This is a genomic window from Arthrobacter sp. W4I7 (genome assembly GCF_030816215.1).
In the GTDB taxonomy this organism is placed as follows: Bacteria; Actinomycetota; Actinomycetes; order Actinomycetales; family Micrococcaceae; genus Arthrobacter; species Arthrobacter siccitolerans_A.
The window spans coordinates 4,745,706-4,763,239 of record NZ_JAUSXU010000001.1; the positions used below are offsets into that span (position 1 = coordinate 4,745,706).

16 protein-coding genes are annotated in these 17,534 nt (G+C 67.0%); 11 read left to right on the forward strand and 5 right to left on the reverse strand.

Annotated features, from left to right (window positions below; all coding sequences use genetic code 11):
* Nucleotides 1–52 precede the first annotated feature (52 nt).
* The 4 genes from QF047_RS21570 to QF047_RS21585 form a co-directional block, all read right to left on the reverse strand.
* Nucleotides 53–289 carry a hypothetical protein gene (locus tag QF047_RS21570; RefSeq protein WP_306636796.1) on the reverse strand — a complete coding sequence of 79 codons (237 nt, stop codon included), beginning with the start codon at nucleotides 287–289 and terminating at the stop codon, nucleotides 53–55.
* A gap of 184 nt (nucleotides 290–473) precedes the next feature.
* Nucleotides 474–1,700 carry a pyridoxal phosphate-dependent aminotransferase gene (locus tag QF047_RS21575; protein WP_306636794.1) on the reverse strand — a complete coding sequence of 409 codons (1,227 nt, stop codon included), beginning with the start codon at nucleotides 1,698–1,700 and terminating at the stop codon, nucleotides 474–476.
* 39 nt (nucleotides 1,701–1,739) lie between these two features.
* A complete protein-coding gene (locus QF047_RS21580; protein WP_307281354.1) occupies nucleotides 1,740–3,434 on the reverse strand; it encodes an alpha-amylase family protein in 1,695 nt (564 codons plus the stop codon).
* Nucleotides 3,431–4,459 (reverse strand): TIGR03885 family FMN-dependent LLM class oxidoreductase, encoded by a 1,029-nt coding sequence (locus QF047_RS21585; RefSeq protein WP_307281357.1) that lies wholly within the window; start codon nucleotides 4,457–4,459, stop codon nucleotides 3,431–3,433. The genes QF047_RS21580 and QF047_RS21585 overlap by 4 nt, the downstream gene beginning before the upstream one ends.
* 170 nt (nucleotides 4,460–4,629) lie before the next feature.
* Between QF047_RS21585 and QF047_RS21590 the strand changes: the two genes are divergently transcribed.
* Both QF047_RS21590 and QF047_RS21595 read left to right on the forward strand, forming a co-directional pair.
* A complete protein-coding gene (locus QF047_RS21590; RefSeq protein WP_307281359.1) occupies nucleotides 4,630–5,553 on the forward strand; it encodes an AEC family transporter in 924 nt (307 codons plus the stop codon).
* Nucleotides 5,554–5,610: 57 nt separating this feature from the next.
* Nucleotides 5,611–6,687 carry an ATP-dependent DNA ligase gene (locus tag QF047_RS21595; protein WP_307281362.1) on the forward strand — a complete coding sequence of 359 codons (1,077 nt, stop codon included), beginning with the start codon at nucleotides 5,611–5,613 and terminating at the stop codon, nucleotides 6,685–6,687.
* Between the two features lie 116 nt (nucleotides 6,688–6,803).
* On the opposite strand, the gene QF047_RS21600 is transcribed toward QF047_RS21595, so the two are convergent.
* A complete protein-coding gene (locus QF047_RS21600; protein WP_306636784.1) occupies nucleotides 6,804–8,123 on the reverse strand; it encodes an MFS transporter in 1,320 nt (439 codons plus the stop codon).
* 232 nt (nucleotides 8,124–8,355) lie between these two features.
* Between QF047_RS21600 and QF047_RS21605 the strand changes: the two genes are divergently transcribed.
* From QF047_RS21605 to QF047_RS21645, 9 genes are all read left to right on the forward strand, one after another.
* Nucleotides 8,356–9,183, forward strand: coding sequence for an IclR family transcriptional regulator (locus QF047_RS21605; protein ID WP_307281366.1), 828 nt, complete (start codon nucleotides 8,356–8,358; stop codon nucleotides 9,181–9,183).
* A 173-nt stretch (nucleotides 9,184–9,356) separates the two neighbouring features.
* A complete protein-coding gene (locus QF047_RS21610) occupies nucleotides 9,357–10,238 on the forward strand; it encodes a shikimate dehydrogenase (protein ID WP_307281369.1) in 882 nt (293 codons plus the stop codon).
* Nucleotides 10,238–12,106 (forward strand): bifunctional sugar phosphate isomerase/epimerase/4-hydroxyphenylpyruvate dioxygenase family protein, encoded by a 1,869-nt coding sequence (locus QF047_RS21615; RefSeq protein WP_307281373.1) that lies wholly within the window; start codon nucleotides 10,238–10,240, stop codon nucleotides 12,104–12,106. Before QF047_RS21610 ends, QF047_RS21615 begins: the two co-directional genes overlap by 1 nt.
* A 43-nt stretch (nucleotides 12,107–12,149) precedes the next feature.
* Complete coding sequence (pcaH, locus tag QF047_RS21620; RefSeq protein WP_307281380.1) at nucleotides 12,150–13,022, forward strand: protocatechuate 3,4-dioxygenase subunit beta; 873 nt, start codon at nucleotides 12,150–12,152, stop codon at nucleotides 13,020–13,022.
* Nucleotides 13,023–13,027: 5 nt separating this feature from the next.
* Nucleotides 13,028–13,585 (forward strand): protocatechuate 3,4-dioxygenase subunit alpha, encoded by a 558-nt coding sequence (gene pcaG, locus QF047_RS21625; RefSeq protein ID WP_307281383.1) that lies wholly within the window; start codon nucleotides 13,028–13,030, stop codon nucleotides 13,583–13,585.
* The gene (locus QF047_RS21630; RefSeq protein WP_307281386.1) at nucleotides 13,582–15,066 is read left to right on the forward strand and encodes a lyase family protein; all 1,485 of its coding nucleotides are present in this window, start codon (nucleotides 13,582–13,584) and stop codon (nucleotides 15,064–15,066) included. Before pcaG ends, QF047_RS21630 begins: the two co-directional genes overlap by 4 nt.
* Nucleotides 15,059–15,877, forward strand: a complete 819-nt coding sequence (locus QF047_RS21635; protein ID WP_307281389.1) for an alpha/beta fold hydrolase — start codon at nucleotides 15,059–15,061, stop codon at nucleotides 15,875–15,877. The genes QF047_RS21630 and QF047_RS21635 overlap by 8 nt, the downstream gene beginning before the upstream one ends.
* Nucleotides 15,874–16,314, forward strand: coding sequence for a 4-carboxymuconolactone decarboxylase (pcaC, locus tag QF047_RS21640; RefSeq protein ID WP_307281392.1), 441 nt, complete (start codon nucleotides 15,874–15,876; stop codon nucleotides 16,312–16,314). Before QF047_RS21635 ends, pcaC begins: the two co-directional genes overlap by 4 nt.
* Entirely contained in the window at nucleotides 16,311–17,531 is a 1,221-nt protein-coding gene (locus QF047_RS21645; RefSeq protein ID WP_307281395.1) for a thiolase family protein, read from the forward strand. The genes pcaC and QF047_RS21645 overlap by 4 nt, the downstream gene beginning before the upstream one ends.
* Nucleotides 17,532–17,534 lie beyond the last annotated feature (3 nt).

Below are 17,534 nucleotides of genomic sequence, written 5' to 3' on the forward strand. Positions count from 1 at the left end.
GACTGCACCCGCTGCCGCAGCCCGGCATTTCCGGCGCCGCCGCGCGTCCGGTTCAGGCAACCCGCCAGACGCTGCATTCGTCCGTATTGATTGCTTTCCGCAGGCCTGTCATCCTGTCCAGGATCCACACCACTCCGATTCCCGGCGCCGTCTCCTGGACCCTGCCCCGGCGGATCACTACGTCATCGTAGGAAGGGCCAATGGAAAGGCGGGCTTCGATCTCGTCGCCGCGGCGGAGCTGGTCCAGGGCGCGGACTCTGGTTACATGGGCTGCTGCTCTCTTTAACATGGGGGGCCTCCTGGCTGGAGCTGGTGCCGGCTCTTGCCTGCACTACCAGTGTGGAGTGGCAATGTTGCGCCTTGGTTTCCTGATGGTTAGGCGCCGGTTAGTTCTTTGAGCCGGAACTGTTTCCCGCCAAGGGTCTGCCGGCGGCGTGGCACCCAAGGCAGAGGTCTTCCTGGGCAGCCGCTGGCTACGCTGCCTCGCGGTTGCGGTAGGCGGCGAGGAACGTTGCGATCCTGCGGACGGCTTCCTCGATGTCCAGGACAGACGGGAGGATCACAAAGCGGAAGTGGTCAGGCGTGGGCCAGTTGAACGCCGAGCCGTGGGACACCAGGATTTTCTGGTCCTTCAACAGGTCCAGGACGAACTGTTCGTCGCTGGCGATCGGGTAGAGTTCCGGGTCCAGGCGCGGGAACAGGTACATGGCGCCCTCTGCCGGCACGCAGGTGATGCCCGGAATGGCGGTCAGCAGCTTGTGCGCGAGGTCCCGTTGTTCCCGGAGCCGGCCGCCGGGGCGCACCAGTGCCTCGATGCTCTGGTAGCCGCCCAGGCATGTCTGGATGGCATGCTGGGCAGGAACGTTGGGGCACAGCCTCAGGGACGCCAGCAGCTCCAGCCCCTCCCGGTACGCGGCGGTGGCGGCCAGCGGCCCGGTGACTGCGACCCAGCCGGCACGGTAGCCGGGCATCCGGTAGGCCTTGGACAGGCCGCTGAACGTCAGGCAGCAGACGTCCTCAGCCACGGCGGCCGTGTGGATATGCACGGCTTCCCCGTACAGCACCTTCTCGTAGATCTCGTCCGAGAAGAGGACCAGGTTGTGCTTCCGGGCCAGGGCGGTGAACTGTTCCAGGATGTAGCGGGGGTAAACGGCGCCGGTGGGGTTGTTCGGGTTGATGATCACGATGCCCTTGGTCCGGCTGGTGATTTTTGCCTCGACGTCGGCCATGTCCGGCCACCAGTTTTCCTCCTCGTCGCACAGGTAATGGACAGGCGTGCCCCCGGTCAGGGTCACAGCCGCCGTCCACAACGGGTAGTCCGGTGCCGGGACCAGGATCTCGTCGCCGTTTTCCATAAAGGCCTGCAGGCACATGGAAATCAATTCGCTGACCCCGTTGCCAATGAAAATGTCCTCCACGCCGATCTGCATCAGGCCGCGGGTCTGGTAGTACTGCGAGATGGCGGTCCGGGCGGAAAAGATTCCCTTGGAGTCGCTGTAGCCCTGCGCGCCCCGCAGGTGGTGGATCATATCCACCACCACCGATTCCGGGGTTTCCAGGCCGAACGGGGCCGTATCGCCCAGGTTCATCTTCAGGATCCGGTGCCCCTCGGCCTCCATGTTCTTGGCTGCCTGGAGGATCGGCCCGCGGAGTTCGTACCGGACGTTCTGGAGTTTGCTGGAATGCTGCATGGCGCGCATGGTTGATCTTTTCATAAAGGACGGCGCCGGGCGTCCCTGTCAGGGTGCCAGCCGGTCGCCCTTCCGGTGCAGCCGAAACCACCGGAAACCGTAACGGCCCAGCTCCACGGTGAAGCCGCCGTCGGGCTCCAAAGGCACGCTCCCGCCGTCGAACACGTCCAGCAGGACGGCGTCCTTGAAGGCTTGCGGCGGGCTATCCTCCCGGGCGGCGTTGGCGCTGATCGTCACCGGATCCTCGCCCAGATTGTGCAGGAGCACCAGCATGCCGCCGTCGGAGCTGCAGGTGTGTGCGAACACCGCACGCTCCGGCTGGTCGATAAGGGCGAAGCCGCCCCACCCCAGCTCCGCGTTCTCCCGGTAGCGCAGGATCAGGGTTGCCATGAAGTTGAAGAGTGAATCGGGGTCCCGCCTGGCGGCTGCCGCGTTGACGTGGTCCGGGCCGTACTCTCCCCTTGTCAGCGGGACAGCCAGGTCCGCAGCCTTGGCCGTGGAAAAGCCCCCGTTTTTCCCGTCGCTCCACTGCATGGGGGTGCGCACGGCGGCCCTGCTCTTGAGCCGAAGGTCCTCACCCATGCCGATCTCCTCCCCATAGAACAGCACCGGGGTGCCGGGCAGGGAGAACATCAGCGAGTACACCATCCGGAGGCGTTCCGGATCGCCGTCCAGCATCGGGGGAAGCCGGCGGCGCAGGCCCCGCCCGTACACCTGCATGTTCTTCTCGGGCCCGAAAGCGGCAAAGACCTCGCCGCGTTCGCCGTCCGTGAGTTTGTCCAGGGTGAGTTCGTCATGGTTGCGCACGAACATGGCCCACTGGTTGTCCGGATGCAGCGGCGGACGGCTCTTCAGGTTTTCCGCCAGGGGCCGGGCATCCTGCCGCGCGAGCGACAGGTAGAGGTGCTGCATGGACAGGAAGTCGAACTGCATGTTGAGTTCGTTGCCGTCGGGGCCGCCGAAGTACTCCAGTTGTTCCTTGTACGGCAGGTTTACCTCTCCGAGCAGCACCGCGCTGCCGTTGCGGCGGTTCACGAAGCTCCGCAGGGCCTCGAGGTAGCCGTGCGGATCCAGGTTGGCGGCCTCGTCCTTGGGCTGGCCGCGGGTTTCGAGGAAGAAGGGCACGGCGTCCAGCCGGAAACCGTCCAACCCGAGTTCCAGCCACAGGCCCATCGCCTTGGCGATCTCGTTCCGTACGCCGGGGTTGGTCACGTTCAGGTCCGGCTGGTACTTGGCGAACATGTGCAGGTACCACTCGCCGGTGGTCTCATCCTTGTTCCACAAGGACGTTTCCTCGCCGGGGAACACCACCTCCGAGGACGTGTCCGGTGGTGTGTCGGTCCGCCACACGTAGTAGTCCCGGTACCGGTTGTCCTTTGACTGCCGGGCCTCCACGAACCACGGGTGCTGGTCCGAGGTATGGTTCACCACGAAGTCCGCGATTACGCGCATGCCCCGGTCCCGGGCGGCGCGGACGAACTCCACCAGATCACCCAAGGTCCCAAGCCGGGGATCAACGGTGAAGAAATCGGTCACGTCGTAGCCGTCATCCCGGTCCGGGGAGGGATAGAACGGCATCAGCCAGATACAGGTCACGCCGAGGGCGGCCAGGTAGTCCACACGCTGGGTGAGGCCGGCGAAGTCGCCGCAACCGTCGCCGTCGTCGTCAAAGAATGTCTCGACGTCCAGGCAGTAGATCACGGCGTTTTTCCACCAGAGGTCGGAGGTTTCGGCGATCCTCATGCCGAAGCGCCCGACGCCGGTTCGGCACCGGCCGCAGAAAGCTGCGGGACCGCCGGGGTGCTGCCCGGCATGCGCAGCTGCGGGAGGACCTCCGCCGCGAACGCGTCGATGAAGGGAGCCTGCTCCTGGCCCACAAAGTGCAGGTAGAGCTCGTCGAAGCCCAAGTCTGCGTATTCGGCCAGCCACTCCGTATGCTGGTCCAGGTCCGCCGAGACGTTCACGGTTTTGCGGACCTGCTCCGCTGTCACGTGTTCGCCCACCAGGTCGAAGTGTCCGGCGGTGGGCAAATCCCAAGGGATGGGCGGATCATAGGTGTTGGTGCGCCACTGGTCGAGCGCAACGGCAACAGCTTCCTCTTCGTTCCCGGCCCAGGAAAGGTGGACCTGCAGGACAGCCTTCCCCTGCCCGCCGTTGTCCCGGTAGGCCGCCACCATGTCCTTGAGCTTGTCGGCCGGCTGGTTCACGGTGACCAGGCCATCCGCCCAGGCTGCGGCACGCCGGGCGGTGTCCACGCTGACCGCGGGAGCAATGAGCGGCGGGGGATTGTCCGGAACGTCCCAGATCCTCGCCTGTTCCACGGTGACCAGGCCGCGGTGGGTGACCTCCTCGCCGCGATGCAGGCGCCGTATCACCTCCACGCTTTCCTCCAGCCGGCGCTGGCGGATGTCCTTGGGCGGCCAGGGATCCCCGGTGATGTGCTCGTTCATGTTCTCCCCGCTGCCGGTGGCCATCCAGAACCGGCCCGGGAACATGCCGGCCAGGGTGGCCGAGGCATGGGCGATGATGGCCGGGTGGTACCGCTGGCCGGGCGCCGTGACCACCCCGAACCGGAGATTGGTGGTGGCCAGCGCTGCTCCCAGCCAGGACCAGGCGAAGCCGGAGTGTCCCTGCCGGGCGGACCACGGCTCGATGTGGTCCGAGCACATAGCCGCGTCAAAGCCCGCCCGCTCCGCGTGCTGGACGTCCCTGAGGAGCCGGGCGGGGCTGATCTGTTCGTGTGAAGCGTGGAAGCCGACAGTAACCATCGTTAACCTCTACCGTCCGGCGCGTGCCCTGTCGAGGGTTTCGGCCGGGCGGTTGGCGGAATGCGGCACCGGTGCAGCCGGCCTGCCACTTGTCAGATAAGTTTGTAACTTGTAACACTGCGCCCGCTGCGGTCCTGCGCAGCTGGCGGAACTGGAAGGAAGTACCTCTTGTGGGCGGTGTGCTGATCGGGCTGGCGGTGATCGGCGTCGTCATTGCGGTGGGCTACATTGCCGCGCGGTGCGGACTGGGCGGAGAGCCGACCGTTTCGGCGCTGACCCGCACCGCCTTTTTTATCACCAACCCGGTGCTGCTGTTCACGGTGGTCCTCGAATCCGACCTCACTGTGGTCTTTTCCGCCTACGTTCCGCTGGCCATGATCACGGCTGCCGCGACTGCTTTGCTGTATGTGGCGGCGAGCCGGCTGTGGTTCCGGCGGCCATTGGCCGAAACCGCCGTTGGGGCCATGGCCAGTTCCTACGTCAACGCCAACAACATCGGCATCCCCATCACGCTGTACGCGCTGGGCGACGCAACCCCGGTGGCGCCGGTCCTGCTGGTCCAGCTGCTCCTGTTCGCGCCGCTGGTCCTCACTCTCCTGGACCTTTCCGCCGCCGGCCGGTTTTCTCCGCGCCTGCTGCTGACCCAACCGTTCCGGAACCCCATGATCATCGCCTCTCTACTGGGCGTTGTCCTGGCGGCGTTCAAGGTGGAGCTTCCCGGCCCGGTGATGGCGCCGCTGACGCTCCTGGGCGGGGCGGCCGTTCCGGTGGTGCTGCTGGCCTTTGGCATGTCCCTGCACGGCTCGCGCATGCTGCAAAGCGGCGGGCATACCGCGGAAATCCTGACTGCCACCGCACTGAAGTCGGCGGTGATGCCCATGGTGGCTTTCGTCGTCGGACGCTTCCTGTTCAACCTGGACCAGCACATGCTCCTGGGCGTGGTGCTGATGGCAGCGCTCCCCTCGGCCCAGAACGTGTTCCTGTTCGCGGGCAAGTACGGCCGCGGGGTGGCGGTGGCCCGGGAAACCATCCTCCTTTCGACGGCGGCAGCAGCCCCGGCGCTGATCCTGATCGTCTGGCTGCTGGCCGGCTGAGCACCGGTCTTCCGCTGGTCTTCCGCCAGGGGCGGTCGCCGGGCAAGAATGGGCAGCATGGAACTTCCCGTGATGCCGCCCGTCCCGCCCATGCTCGCCAAGGCCGTCAGCGGCATCCCGGAAGGCGATCTCAGCTACGAGCCCAAGTGGGACGGCTTCCGGTCCATCATCTTCCGCGACGGCGACGAGTTGGAGATCGGCAGCCGCAACGAAAAGCCCATGACCCGCTACTTTCCTGAACTCGTGGAAGCCTTAAGGGAAAACCTGCCGCCCCGGTGCGTGGTGGACGGCGAGATTATCCTGATCGGCCCGTCCGGCGACCGGCTGGATTTCGACGCCCTCCAGCAGCGGATTCACCCGGCGGCCAGCCGGGTGAAGCTGCTCGCGGCGCAGACCCCGGCCTCGTTCGTGGCGTTTGACTTGCTGGCCCTGGGCGAAGACGACTACAGGGACAGGCCCTTCACGGAGCGGCGGGCGGCACTTGAGAAGGCGCTCGCCGCCAGCAAAGCCCCCGTCCACCTCACCGCGGCCACCACGGACAAGGACACGGCCGGGCAGTGGTTTGAGCAGTTTGAAGGCGCCGGGCTGGACGGGGTGGTGGCCAAACGCCTGGACGGACGGTACGAGCCGGACAAACGGGTGATGTTCAAAACCAAGCACGAGCGCACCGCGGACTGCGTGGTGGCCGGCTACCGGCTGCACAAGAGCGGGCCGGACGCCATCGGTTCGCTCCTGCTCGGCCTGTACAAGGACGACGGCGGCCTGGCCAGCGTGGGCGTGATCGGCGCCTTCCCGATGAAGCGCCGCCAGGAGCTGTTCGAGCAGCTGCAGCCGCTCGTCACCGACTTCGAGGACCATCCGTGGGCCTGGGCCAAGCAGGAGGAAGGCGAACGGACGCCGCGGAACTCCGAAGGCAGCCGCTGGAGCGCCGGCAAGGACCTGTCCTTCGTGCCGCTCCGGCCCGACCTCGTGGTGGAGGTCCGCTATGACCACATGGAGGGCGACCGGTTCCGGCACACCGCCCAGTTCAACCGCTGGCGCCCGGACCGGGATCCGGAATCGTGCACCTACGCGCAGCTGGAGGAACCTGTCAGCTTCGACCTGGCGTCGGTGCTGGAGACCGGGCGGCCTTAGGGGCGCGGGGTGCCGGAACAGCCTGGTTTTGGAAAAGGAAAGCCCGCCATTTGGGGGAATGGCGGGCTTTCCGGTCTGAAAACCGGGCTGGAATGTGCTTCCGGTCCGGCGGAAGGTTACTTCAGGCCGAGCTGCTTGGTGGGAACCTTGAAGGATTCCTTGGCGGTCAGCGCGGAGATGGCTGCCACTGCGCAGATGATGGCGGTGAAGATGCTGATCTGGACCCAGCCGCCCGGCTTGATACCGCCCATGGCTGCAACGATGGCCGGGGCGAAACCTGCCATCAGGAAGCCGAGCTGGGTGCCGATGGCCAGGCCGGAGAAGCGCACCTTGGTGCTGAACATCTCGGCGTAGAAGGACGGCCAGACGGCGTTGGAGGCGGCGTAGCCGCAGGAGAAGAAGCCGATGGCGGCCAGGAACATCAGCGGCACGCTGCCGGATTCCAGGCTGAGCAGGAACACGGGCGTCAGGGCGGCGCTGGCGAGGGCGCCGTAGATGAAGACGGGCTTGCGGCCGATCTTGTCCGCCAGCATGCCGAACAGCGGCTGGGTGCCCAGGGCTACGAGGTTGGCGCCCACCACGAGCCAGAGTGTGGTGGTGCCGTCAACGCCGGCAACGGTCTTGGCGTAGCTGATGGCAAGGGTGCCGAAAACTGTGGAGACTGCGGCGATGAAGGCACAGCAGATGACGCGCAGGACGTCGCGCCAGTGGCCCTTGAGCAGGTCTGCGACGGGGAGCTTGGAGATCTGGGCCGACTTCTGGGCTTCCTCGAAGGCCGGCGGTTCGTGCAGGGTGCGGCGGATGAAGAACGCCACCACAACAACGACCGCGCTGAGCCAGAACGGGATGCGCCAGCCGATGCCGTACTTAATCTCGTCCGGGAGGGCCAGGACGGGGATGAAGACGAGCGCGGCGAGGATCTGGCCCCCCTGGGTGCCGGTGAGGGTCCAAGAAGTGAAGAAGGAGCGGCGGTTGTCCGGGGCGTGTTCCAGCGTCATGGAGGAGGCGCCGGCCTGCTCTCCGGCGGCGGAGAGTCCCTGGCAAAGGCGGGCCAGCACCAGCAGGGCGGGAGCCCACCAGCCGACGGTGTTGAAGTCCGGCAGGCAGCCGATGATGAAGGTTGAGGCACCCATCAGAAGAAGGGTGAACATGAGGACCTTCCGCCGGCCCACCCTGTCGCCAAAGTGGCCCAGAATGACGGCGCCGATCGGACGGGCGACGTAGGCGAACCCGAAGGTGGCGAAGGACATGATGGCCGCGTTCGCGTCAGCATCCGGGAAGAAGACCTTGGGGAAGATGAGGGCGGCGGCGGAACCGAAGATGAAGAAGTCGTAGTATTCGACGGCGCTGCCCAGGAAGCTGGCGAGGGCTGCCTTCTTCGGCGTCCCGGCCGGGGCAGCGATGCCTGGCTCGGCGGACGGAAGTATCTGGCTCATGGAGTTCCTTAGATGTGACGACTTTGTCGCGGATGGATCGGGGGAGCTTCAGCCGGCACGGCCTGGGTGTTGGCTTTGGTCGGCACGGCTGCAGGGGCGGGAGGACCCGGACAGTAGCCACATGGTGGGAGCTACTTGTGCAATACAGCAATGATGACTGTGAGTGGAGTCACCTGTCAAGAAAATAATCACCATCTAGAAATAGTTCCCACCATGTGGCAACATGGACGGCATGAGTGTGAATCAAGCCACAGCGGACAATGGCGTTTCTGCTGACCCCAAGATGGACTCCAAGGCTGCGAAGGCGGACCGCACGGACATGGTGGGCAAGGCCCTGGGCCTGCTCGTCCTCCTGGGCGACGAGCCCCGGGGCGCCAGTGCCGCGGAGATCTCGCGCAGGGCGGAGCTGCCCTTCAGCACCACCTACCGCCTCCTGGGTTCGCTGACCCGGGACGGCTTCGTCGACTACGAGCCCGACGGTCGCCGCTACCACCTGGGGCTGCGGATCTTCCAGCTGGGCCAGCGCGTCTCCAACCATCACGGTTTCGCCGGCGCCGCCCTGCCCGTGCTGCGCCGCGTCACCGAGCAGACCGGTGAGGCCACCATCCTTAGCGTCCGCGACGGCCACCACCACCTCACCGTCAACAAGGTGGACGGGCCCCGCACTTTCCGGGTGACCAGCGACCCCGGGCACCTGGGTGCGCTGCATACCACCTCGGTGGGCAAGGCGCTGGTGGCCTTCGCTGACGACGCCGAGCGCCAGCGCCTGGTGGAGGAGCTGGAGCTGGAGCCGCTGACGGAGTATTCCATCACGGACCGGGACGCCTTCCGGGCGGAAATCGAGCAGGTCCGCAGCCGCGGCTACGCCTTGATGGATGAGGAGAACGAACTCGGCATGCGCGCTGTTGCCGTGCCCGTCTTCAACTCCCAGGGCCACGCTTTCGCCTCACTGGCCACCGCCGTCCCCGTCTTCCGCCTTAGCGTCGAGGCGCTGGTTGCCCATGTGCCGCTGCTGCAGGAAGCTGCCGCCGAACTCTCGGCCAGGCTTCCACTGCGTTAGCGGAACGGGCTGAAGTTCGGCGGCTGTGGGAGGCCGCTTTCGGGCTCCTGTTCGTATCTAGAACAAGAGTGCAAGATGTGAACAAGTGTTGTACTGTAATCCCTATCACCGGTCCCGTTGCGTATGCCAAGGCTGCGCCGCCCGGCCGGTGCCGTATCAAAGGAGCTGCACGGATGAGCAATCGAACTGAGTCCTACCTGGTGGGACTGGTCGGCGATGGTGTGATGCCGTCACTCACCCCGCCCATGCACGAACGCGAAGGGGACGTGCAGGGCCTGCGCTACCTTTACCGCCCCATTGACCTCCTGGAGCTGGGCCTTCCCGGCGAGTCCGTCGGCCAGCTGCTTCACAGCGCCCGCAGCCTGGGCTTCAACGGCTTGAACATCACGCACCCCTGCAAGCAGCTGGTGCTGCAGCACCTTGACGAGGTCTCCCCGGATGCCCTCCGGCTCGGCGCCGTCAACACCGTGGTGATTGAGGATGGGCGTTTCATCGGCCACAACACCGACTTCTCCGGCTTCGCCGCGGCTTTGGCATCCGGCCTTCCGGGCGCGAGGCTGGACCGTGTGGTGCAGCTGGGTGCCGGCGGGGCGGGCTCCGCCGTCGCCTACGCCCTGCTCACAGCCGGCGTGAAGACGCTGGACCTGGTGGACATGGACCCCGCTCGTGCCGCCGCGCGCGCAGAGGAGCTGGCCGGCTTCTTCCCGGACAGCACCGTCACGGCACGGACGACGGCGGAACTGCCCCAACTGATGCCCCTCGCCGACGGCCTGGTCCACTGCACCCCGGTGGGCATGGCCGCACACCCCGGCGTACCGCTGGACCTTGAGCTGCTGGAACCGCGCCACTGGGTGGCGGACATCGTCTACCGCCCCATCGACACCGAACTGGTCCGGGGCGCCCGCGCCAAGGGATGCGAGGTGCTGGACGGCGGCCGGATGGCAGTAGGCCAGGCAGCTGACGCCTTCCGCATCTTCACCGGCCTTGAACCCGACCCGGACCGCATGCGCAACCACTTCCTGGAGCTTGTGGCCGCCGAAGAGGTGGCCGCCTAATGCGCACCGGAATCGCCACGGTCTGCCTGTCCGGCACGCTGAAGGAAAAGATGCAGGCCTGCGCCATCGCGGGCTTCGACGGCATCGAGATTTTTGAGCAGGACTTGGTCACGTCACCCCTGGGCCCCGAGGATGTGCGCAAAATGGCCGCCGACCTCGGCCTGGGACTGGACCTCTACCAGCCCTTCCGGGATTTCGACGGCGTCACCCCGGACCTGCTGAAGGCCAACCTCCGGCGCGCCGAAGCGAAGTTCAAGCTCATGTCCCGCCTGGGCATGGACACCATCCTGGTCTGCTCGAACGTGGCCACGGCCACCATCGACGACGATGACCTCCGCGCGTCGCAGCTCACCGAACTCGCGGAGCTGGCCGGGGATCATGGTGTCAAGGTCGCTTACGAGGCCCTCGCCTGGGGCAAGTACGTCAACGACTACGAGCACGCCTACCGCCTGGTGGAGATGGTGGACCATCCCAACTTCGGCACCTGCCTGGACTCCTTCCACATCCTTTCCCGCGACTGGGACACGGCGCCGATCGAGAAGATCAACGCCGAAAAGATCTTCTTCGTCCAGGTAGCGGACGCTCCCAAGCTCTCGATGGATGTGCTGTCCTGGAGCCGGCACTACCGCGTCTTCCCCGGCGAAGGCCAGTTTGAGCTCGCCAAGTTCATGGGCCACGTGGTCCGCGCCGGCTACACCGGCCCGGTTTCCCTGGAAGTCTTCAACGACGTGTTCCGCCAGTCCGACGTCGAGCGCACCGCCGTGGACGCCATGCGCTCGCTGATCTGGCTTGAGGAACAGAGTGCCAAATGGCTTGCCGGGAACGCCTCGGAAGGTGCCGCAGGCGCCGCCGCCCGCCGTCGTTATCCCATGGAACTGGCCACGCTGCCGAAGGTGAGCGAACCGGCAGGCTTCAACTTCGCCGAGGTCAAGGCGGACGATACCGCCCGGCTTGAAAAGCTCCTGGGCCAGCTCGGCTTTGCCTTCGAAGGCCGCCACCGCACCAAGGACGTCCAGCTCTGGACCATGGGCCAGGCGCGCGTGATCATCAACGAACAGGCGGCCACCCACGCCGAGCCGGCCATCGCCGCTTTGGGGTTCGACGTCGATTCCCCCGTGATTGCCTCTGCCCGGGCCCAGCAGCTGAAAGCGCCCGTGGTGGCCCGCAAGGTCCAGGCTGACGAGGAAGTGTTCCAGGGCATCTCCGCCCCGGACTCCACCGAGATCTTCCTGTGCCAGGGCAGCCCCGACGGCACCGCCGCCTGGACGCACGAATTCGGCGAGGGGCTGGAACACCCGCGGCAGTCACAGAATGCTGTCATCGATCACGTGAACCTTGCCCAGCCGTGGCAGCACTTCGACGAAGCCGTCCTCTTCTACACCAGCGCCCTGGCACTGGAACCGCAGCCCTTCGCGGAGGTGCCGAGCCCCAGCGGCCTGGTGCGCTCGCAGGTCATGCAGACGTTCGACGGCGCCGTGCGGCTCGTTCTGAACCTCGCCCCGGTACAGCAGGCACCGGCCCAGCACGCCCGCAAGACCTACCAGGAACACATCGCGTTCGCCGTGGACGACCTTGTATCCGCCGCCAGGTCCGCCCACGACCGCGGCCTCGAGTTCCTGCAGATTCCGGCCAACTACTACGAGGACCTGGACGCCCGCTTCGACCTTGAACCGGGCTTCCTGGCCACCCTCCAGGAACTCAACCTCCTGTATGACCGGGACGCCAGCGGGGAATTCCTCCATTTCTATACCGCCACCGTGGGCAGCGTGTTCTTCGAAATGGTGGAACGCCGCGGCAACTACGACGGCTACGGGGCGCCCAATGCCCCGGTGCGCCACGCAGTCCAGTACGACCTCGCCCGCCCCTGAACCTGTACACCACCTAAGAATCCAAAACCGAAAGGAGCCGGCTGTGCCTTCAGACCACACCGCACAAGCGCTCGAATCCGAGGAACTCGTGCCTCCCGCCGAGCCGCACGCCGCGCACGGGTCTTCCAGGAACGTGGAAACCCAGGCGGATCTCAGTGCAGAGATCAACTCGATCGGCGACGCCTATGTGCGGGCCCTCAAGGACGGCGCTCCAGCCGAGACCCAGCCGCGGCTGGACTACCCGCCCTACCGCAGCAGCATCCTGCGGCACCCCACCAAGAGCCTGCACCACGCGGACCCGGAGACCATCGAGCTGTACTCCCCGGCCTTCGGCCACCAGGACGTGCACGCCCTGGAATCGGACCTGACCATCCAGCACAACGGCGAGCCGCAGGGTGAGCGCATCATCGTGGCCGGCAAAGTCCTGGACGGCGACGGCCACCCGGTGGCAGGCCAGCTGGTGGAGATCTGGCAGGCCAACGCCTCCGGCCGCTACATCCACAAGCGCGACCAGCACCCCGCACCGATCGATCCCAACTTCACGGGCATCGGCCGCTGTATCACCGGCCCGGACGGCTCCTACCGGTTCACCACCATCAAGCCCGGCGCCTACCCCTGGAAGAACCACCTGAACGCCTGGCGCCCCGCGCACATCCACTTCTCGCTGTTCGGCACCGAATTCACCCAGCGCATCATCACCCAGATGTACTTCCCCGGCGACCAGCTCTTCCCGCTGGACCCCATCTACCAGACCATCGTGGACCAGGACGCCCGCGACCGGCTGGTGGCCAACTACGACCACACCCTCACCGAACCCGAGTGGGCGCTGGGCTACAACTGGGACATCGTCCTGACCGGCCCTAAGCGGACGTGGACCGAAAACGAGGCGCTCGGCGCAGAAGGTGATGAGGAGTAGGAAAGATGAGCACCAAACTCGTACCCACCCCCGGCCAGACCGTCGGCCCGTTCTACGGCTACGCGCTGCCGTTCGAGAAGGACAACGAACTCCTCGCACCGGGCTCGCCCGGCTCCATCCGCCTGCAGGGCACCGTGTATGACGGCGCCGGGGAGACCGTTCCGGACGCCATCCTGGAAATCTGGCAGCCCGACGCCGAGGGCAACGTGGTCCAGAAAACCGGCTCGCTGGTCCGCGACGGCTACACGTTTAGCGGCTGGGGCCGCGGCTCCGTTGGCTACAGCGGCGTGTACACCTTCACCACCGTCAACCCGGGCCCCACGAAGCCTGGGGCCGCGCCGTTCATCTCCGTGGCCGTCTTTGCCCGCGGCCTGACCAACCGGCTCTTCACCCGCATCTACCTCCCCGAAAACGAGGAGGCGCTGGCCAGCGACCCGCTGCTCGGCTCGCTCGACCCGGAGCGCCGCCAGACCCTCATCGCCCGGCGCGATCCCGACGGCGGCCTGACCTTTGATATCCGCCTTCAGGGTGAGGGCGAGACAGTCTTCCTGGACTTCCAGTGACTGACGCGGCCAGCCCGGCACGCGGGGCCGTGAGGGCCGACGGCGACGTCGGCCTGCTCAGCCCTGTCTCGGCATCGCCGCTGGTCGGGGTGCTGGCGGGGGACCGGGCAGTGCTGGCGGCGATCCTCGCCGTGGAGTCCGGCTGGGCTGCCGTGCTGGAGAAGGCTGACCTGGCACCCGCCGGTGCGGCCGCCGTCGTCGCTTCCGCTGCTGAGGCGGGCCGCTACGATCCGGTGGACATCGCCCGCCGTGCCCAAGGCGGCGGCAACCCCGTGATCCCGCTGCTCGGCGACCTCCGCAAGCAGGTCGCGGTGCTGGACACCGGCAACGTCGGCGCCGGGAAAGCCGTGCACACCTCACTGACCAGCCAGGACGTCCTGGACACCGCCCTGATGCTGCTGGCCCGCAACACCGTGGAGGCGCTGCTGGCTGACCTGAAAGGCGCGACGACGGCGCTCGCCACCTTGGCGGAGCAGCATGCGGACACGCTGTGCGTGGGCAGGAGCCTGACCCAGCATTCGCTGCCGTTCACGTTTGGCCTCCGCGCCGCGCAGTGGTTCCAGGGCGTCGCCGCCGCAGGCCGAAACCTGGAAACCGTGGAGTTCCGGGTGCAGTTCGGCGGAGCCGCCGGGACCCTGGCTGCGGGCAGTGTCCTCACGTCCGGCTCGTCCGCCACGCCCTTCAGCCTGGCTGATGCGCTGGCGTCCCAATTGGGCCTTTCTGCCGCTCCGGCGCCGTGGCACACCAACCGCCTGGCCATCACGTCGTTGGGGCACGCCTTGGCGGCAGTCTTGGATTCCTTCGGCAAGATCGCGGCCGACGTCCTCTTCCTGAGCAGGCCGGAGGTGGGCGAACTGGCCGAGCCGCGGGCCGCCGGCCGGGGCGTCTCCTCCGCGATGCCGCAGAAGCAGAATCCGGTGCTGTCCGTGCTGGTCCGCAGCGCGGCACTTCAAGCGCCGAACCTGGCAGCCCAGCTGCACCTGGCGGCCGCGAACTTCAACGACGAGCGTCCGGACGGTGCCTGGCACACCGAATGGCCTGCGCTCCGGCAGCTCCTGGGCCTGGCACTGGGCGCAGCCGGGCATCTTCGGGAGCTCGCGGAGGGCCTGCAGGTCTTCCCGGAGGCCATGCGCCGCAACCTGGACCTGGCCGGTCCGCTGCTCCTGGCCGAGGGCGTGGGCGCCGCGGTGGCCCCGCTGCTGGAGGACAAGGATGGCCGCAACGGCAAGCAGCAGCTGCAGGCCGTGGTGGACCGGACCCTCCAGGCGCCGCCCGCGGAGCAGGCCGCCACGTACCGCAAGCTGCTCCGCGAAGCTGTCCCGGCATCAGTCCTGCCGGACGTGCGGCTGGAGGAACTGCTTGATCCGGCCAGCTACCTCGGCGAGGCTGCGGAGATCTCCCGGCGGATCCTTGCCACCTACCCGGCTTTTGCCGCGAACTCACCGTCAGACACCGATGCGAATGGAGCTTCCCGTGGCTAAACCAGCCCTGAAGGCAGCGCTGCTGTCACCCCAGCGACCCCTGGGCGACCACCCTCTGCTGGTGGTCGGCCCGTCCCTGGGCACCTCCTCGATCCTGTGGAACAGGGCTGCGTCCCTTCTGGGAAATGACTACGACGTGGTGGCCTGGGACCTGCCCGGCCACGGCGTCTCGCCCGCCGCAACCGAAACGTTCGACGTCGCGGCCTTGGCTGATTCGGTGGTTGACCTGATCGACTCCATCGCCCCCGGTGAAGCCTTCCACTACGCAGGGGTTTCGCTGGGAGGTGCCACCGGCCTGCAGCTGGGCATCAAACACGGGGAGAGGCTCAAGAGCCTCTCCGTCCAGAACAGCGGAGCCAAGATCGGCACCGCTGAGGGATGGCTGGAGCGCGCCGAAACGGTCCGCAACCAGGGCACTCCGGTGATGATCCAGGGTTCGGCGCAGCGCTGGTTCGCTCCCGGATTCATGGACCGCGAGCCCGAGGTGAGCAGCAGGCTCCTGCACGCCCTGCGGGACGCCGACCGCTTCAGCTACGCCTTCTGCTGCGAGGCGCTCGCAGCCTTTGACGTCCGCGAGGAACTGGGCAGCATCCGTGTCCCCACCCAGCTCATCGCGGGCGCGCTGGACGAGGTTGCCCCGCCGTCATTCGCCGAGGCAGTGGCCGCCGGCATCACCGCCGGCGGCGGCACTGCCACCGCCGTCTCGCTTGAGGGAGTGGCGCACCTTGCTCCCGCTGAGGCGCCCGCGCACGTGGCGGAGCTGATGCGTGGCCTCATCTCGTGGGCCGAAACTCGGGAGGCAGGCGCATGAGTGGCACAGAACGGCACGGAAGTGAACGGCACGGCGTGGTCCAGGCCGGTGCCAGCAGCCAGGAAATTTACGACGGCGGCATGACGGTCCGGCGCGAAGTCCTTGGTGACGCGCATGTGGACCGGGCGAATGCCAATAAGGACGACTTCACTGAGGACTTCCAGGACATGATCACGCGGATCGCGTGGGGTGGCATCTGGACCCGGCCGGGACTCACCCGGCAGATGCGCTCCGCCGTCACCATCACCGCGATGGTGGCGCACGGGCACTGGGAAGAGCTGGCCATGCACATCCGCGCTGCCCTCACCAATGGCCTGAGCAGGGACGAGATCAAGGAAATCCTGCTCCAGACCGCCATCTACTGCGGCGTCCCGTCCGCAAACACCGCCTTCAAGACCGCCCAGCAGGTCTTTCGAGAAATGGACACCACCCCATGAACCAGGCTTTTGTGTACGACGCCGTGCGCACCCCGTTCGGCAAGTTCGGCTCAGGCCTCGCAGGAGTCCGTCCGGATGACCTCGCCGCGCACGTGATCAGGGAGTCAGTGAAGCGCGCTCCCGCGCTGGATCCTGCGCGGATTGATGAGGTGGTGTTCGGCAACGCCAACGGCGCCGGTGAGGAGAACCGCAACATCGCCCGGATGGGCACCCTGCTGGCGGGCCTGCCGGTGTCCATCCCGGGAACCACGGTCAACCGCCTGTGCGGGTCGTCGCTGGACGCTGCGATTATCGCCTCACGCCAAATCAACGCCGGTGACGCCGACCTGATGCTGGTGGGCGGTGCGGAGTCGATGTCCCGCGCCCCCTGGGTGCTGCCCAAGACGGAGAAGCCCTACCCCGCCGGTGACATGACCCTGGCCTCCACCACCCTGGGCTGGCGCCTGGTGAACAAGGCCATGCCCAAGGAATGGACCATCTCCCTGGGCGAGGCCACCGAGCGGCTCCGCGAGAAATACGCCGTCAGCCGGGAGCAGCAGGACCAGTTTGCCGCTGATTCCCACAACCTCTCCGCCGCCGCGTGGGACGAGGGGTTCTACGACAACCTTGTGGCACCGGTCCCGGGCACGGACCTGGTCCGGGACGAAGGCATCCGCCCCGGCTCCACCGCCGAAAAGCTCGCCGCCCTGAAGACCGTGTTCCGCAACGAGCCCGAAGGCGCCGAGGTGGGCGGCACCGTCACGGCGGGTAACGCCTCCCCGTTGTCCGACGGCGCCTCCGCGGCCTGGATCGGCAGTGAGAGTGCCGCCGGGCTGCTGGGGCTGGAGCCCCTGGCCCGCATCGCCGGGCGCGGTGCGCACGGCAACGACCCGCAGTACTTCGGCTTCGCCCCGGTGGAGGCGGCGAACAAGGCCCTCGCGAAGGCAGGCATCGGCTGGGACCAGGTGGGCGCCGTCGAACTTAATGAAGCGTTCGCCGCGCAGTCCCTGGCGTGCATCAACGCCTGGGGCATCGACCCGGGAATTGTGAACCGGCATGGCGGGGCGATCGCGATGGGCCACCCGCTGGGTGCTTCCGGGACCCGGATCCTGGGCACCCTCGCCCGGTCCCTGCAGGCTTCCGGCCAGCGCTGGGGTGTCGCGGCGATCTGCATCGGCGTGGGGCAGGGCCTCGCCGTCGTGCTCGAAAACGTCACCGCTTCCCACGGAAAGGCTTAGGTA

What these genes read in the sequence shown, in the direction of transcription:
- QF047_RS21570 (WP_306636796.1), bottom strand. Translation starts at nt 289, where the DNA reads ATGTTAAAGAGAGCAGCAGCCCATGTAACCAGAGTCCGCGCCCTGGAC.
- QF047_RS21575 (WP_306636794.1), bottom strand. Translation starts at nt 1,700, where the DNA reads ATGCGCGCCATGCAGCATTCCAGCAAACTCCAGAACGTCCGGTACGAA.
- QF047_RS21580 (WP_307281354.1), bottom strand. Translation starts at nt 3,434, where the DNA reads ATGAGGATCGCCGAAACCTCCGACCTCTGGTGGAAAAACGCCGTGATC.
- QF047_RS21585 (WP_307281357.1), bottom strand. Translation starts at nt 4,459, where the DNA reads ATGGTTACTGTCGGCTTCCACGCTTCACACGAACAGATCAGCCCCGCC.
- QF047_RS21595 (WP_307281362.1), top strand. Translation starts at nt 5,611, where the DNA reads ATGGAACTTCCCGTGATGCCGCCCGTCCCGCCCATGCTCGCCAAGGCC.
- QF047_RS21600 (WP_306636784.1), bottom strand. Translation starts at nt 8,123, where the DNA reads ATGAGCCAGATACTTCCGTCCGCCGAGCCAGGCATCGCTGCCCCGGCC.
- QF047_RS21605 (WP_307281366.1), top strand. Translation starts at nt 8,356, where the DNA reads ATGAGTGTGAATCAAGCCACAGCGGACAATGGCGTTTCTGCTGACCCC.
- QF047_RS21610 (WP_307281369.1), top strand. Translation starts at nt 9,357, where the DNA reads ATGAGCAATCGAACTGAGTCCTACCTGGTGGGACTGGTCGGCGATGGT.
- QF047_RS21615 (WP_307281373.1), top strand. Translation starts at nt 10,238, where the DNA reads ATGCGCACCGGAATCGCCACGGTCTGCCTGTCCGGCACGCTGAAGGAA.
- pcaG (WP_307281383.1), top strand. Translation starts at nt 13,028, where the DNA reads ATGAGCACCAAACTCGTACCCACCCCCGGCCAGACCGTCGGCCCGTTC.
- pcaC (WP_307281392.1), top strand. Translation starts at nt 15,874, where the DNA reads ATGAGTGGCACAGAACGGCACGGAAGTGAACGGCACGGCGTGGTCCAG.
- QF047_RS21645 (WP_307281395.1), top strand. Translation starts at nt 16,311, where the DNA reads ATGAACCAGGCTTTTGTGTACGACGCCGTGCGCACCCCGTTCGGCAAG.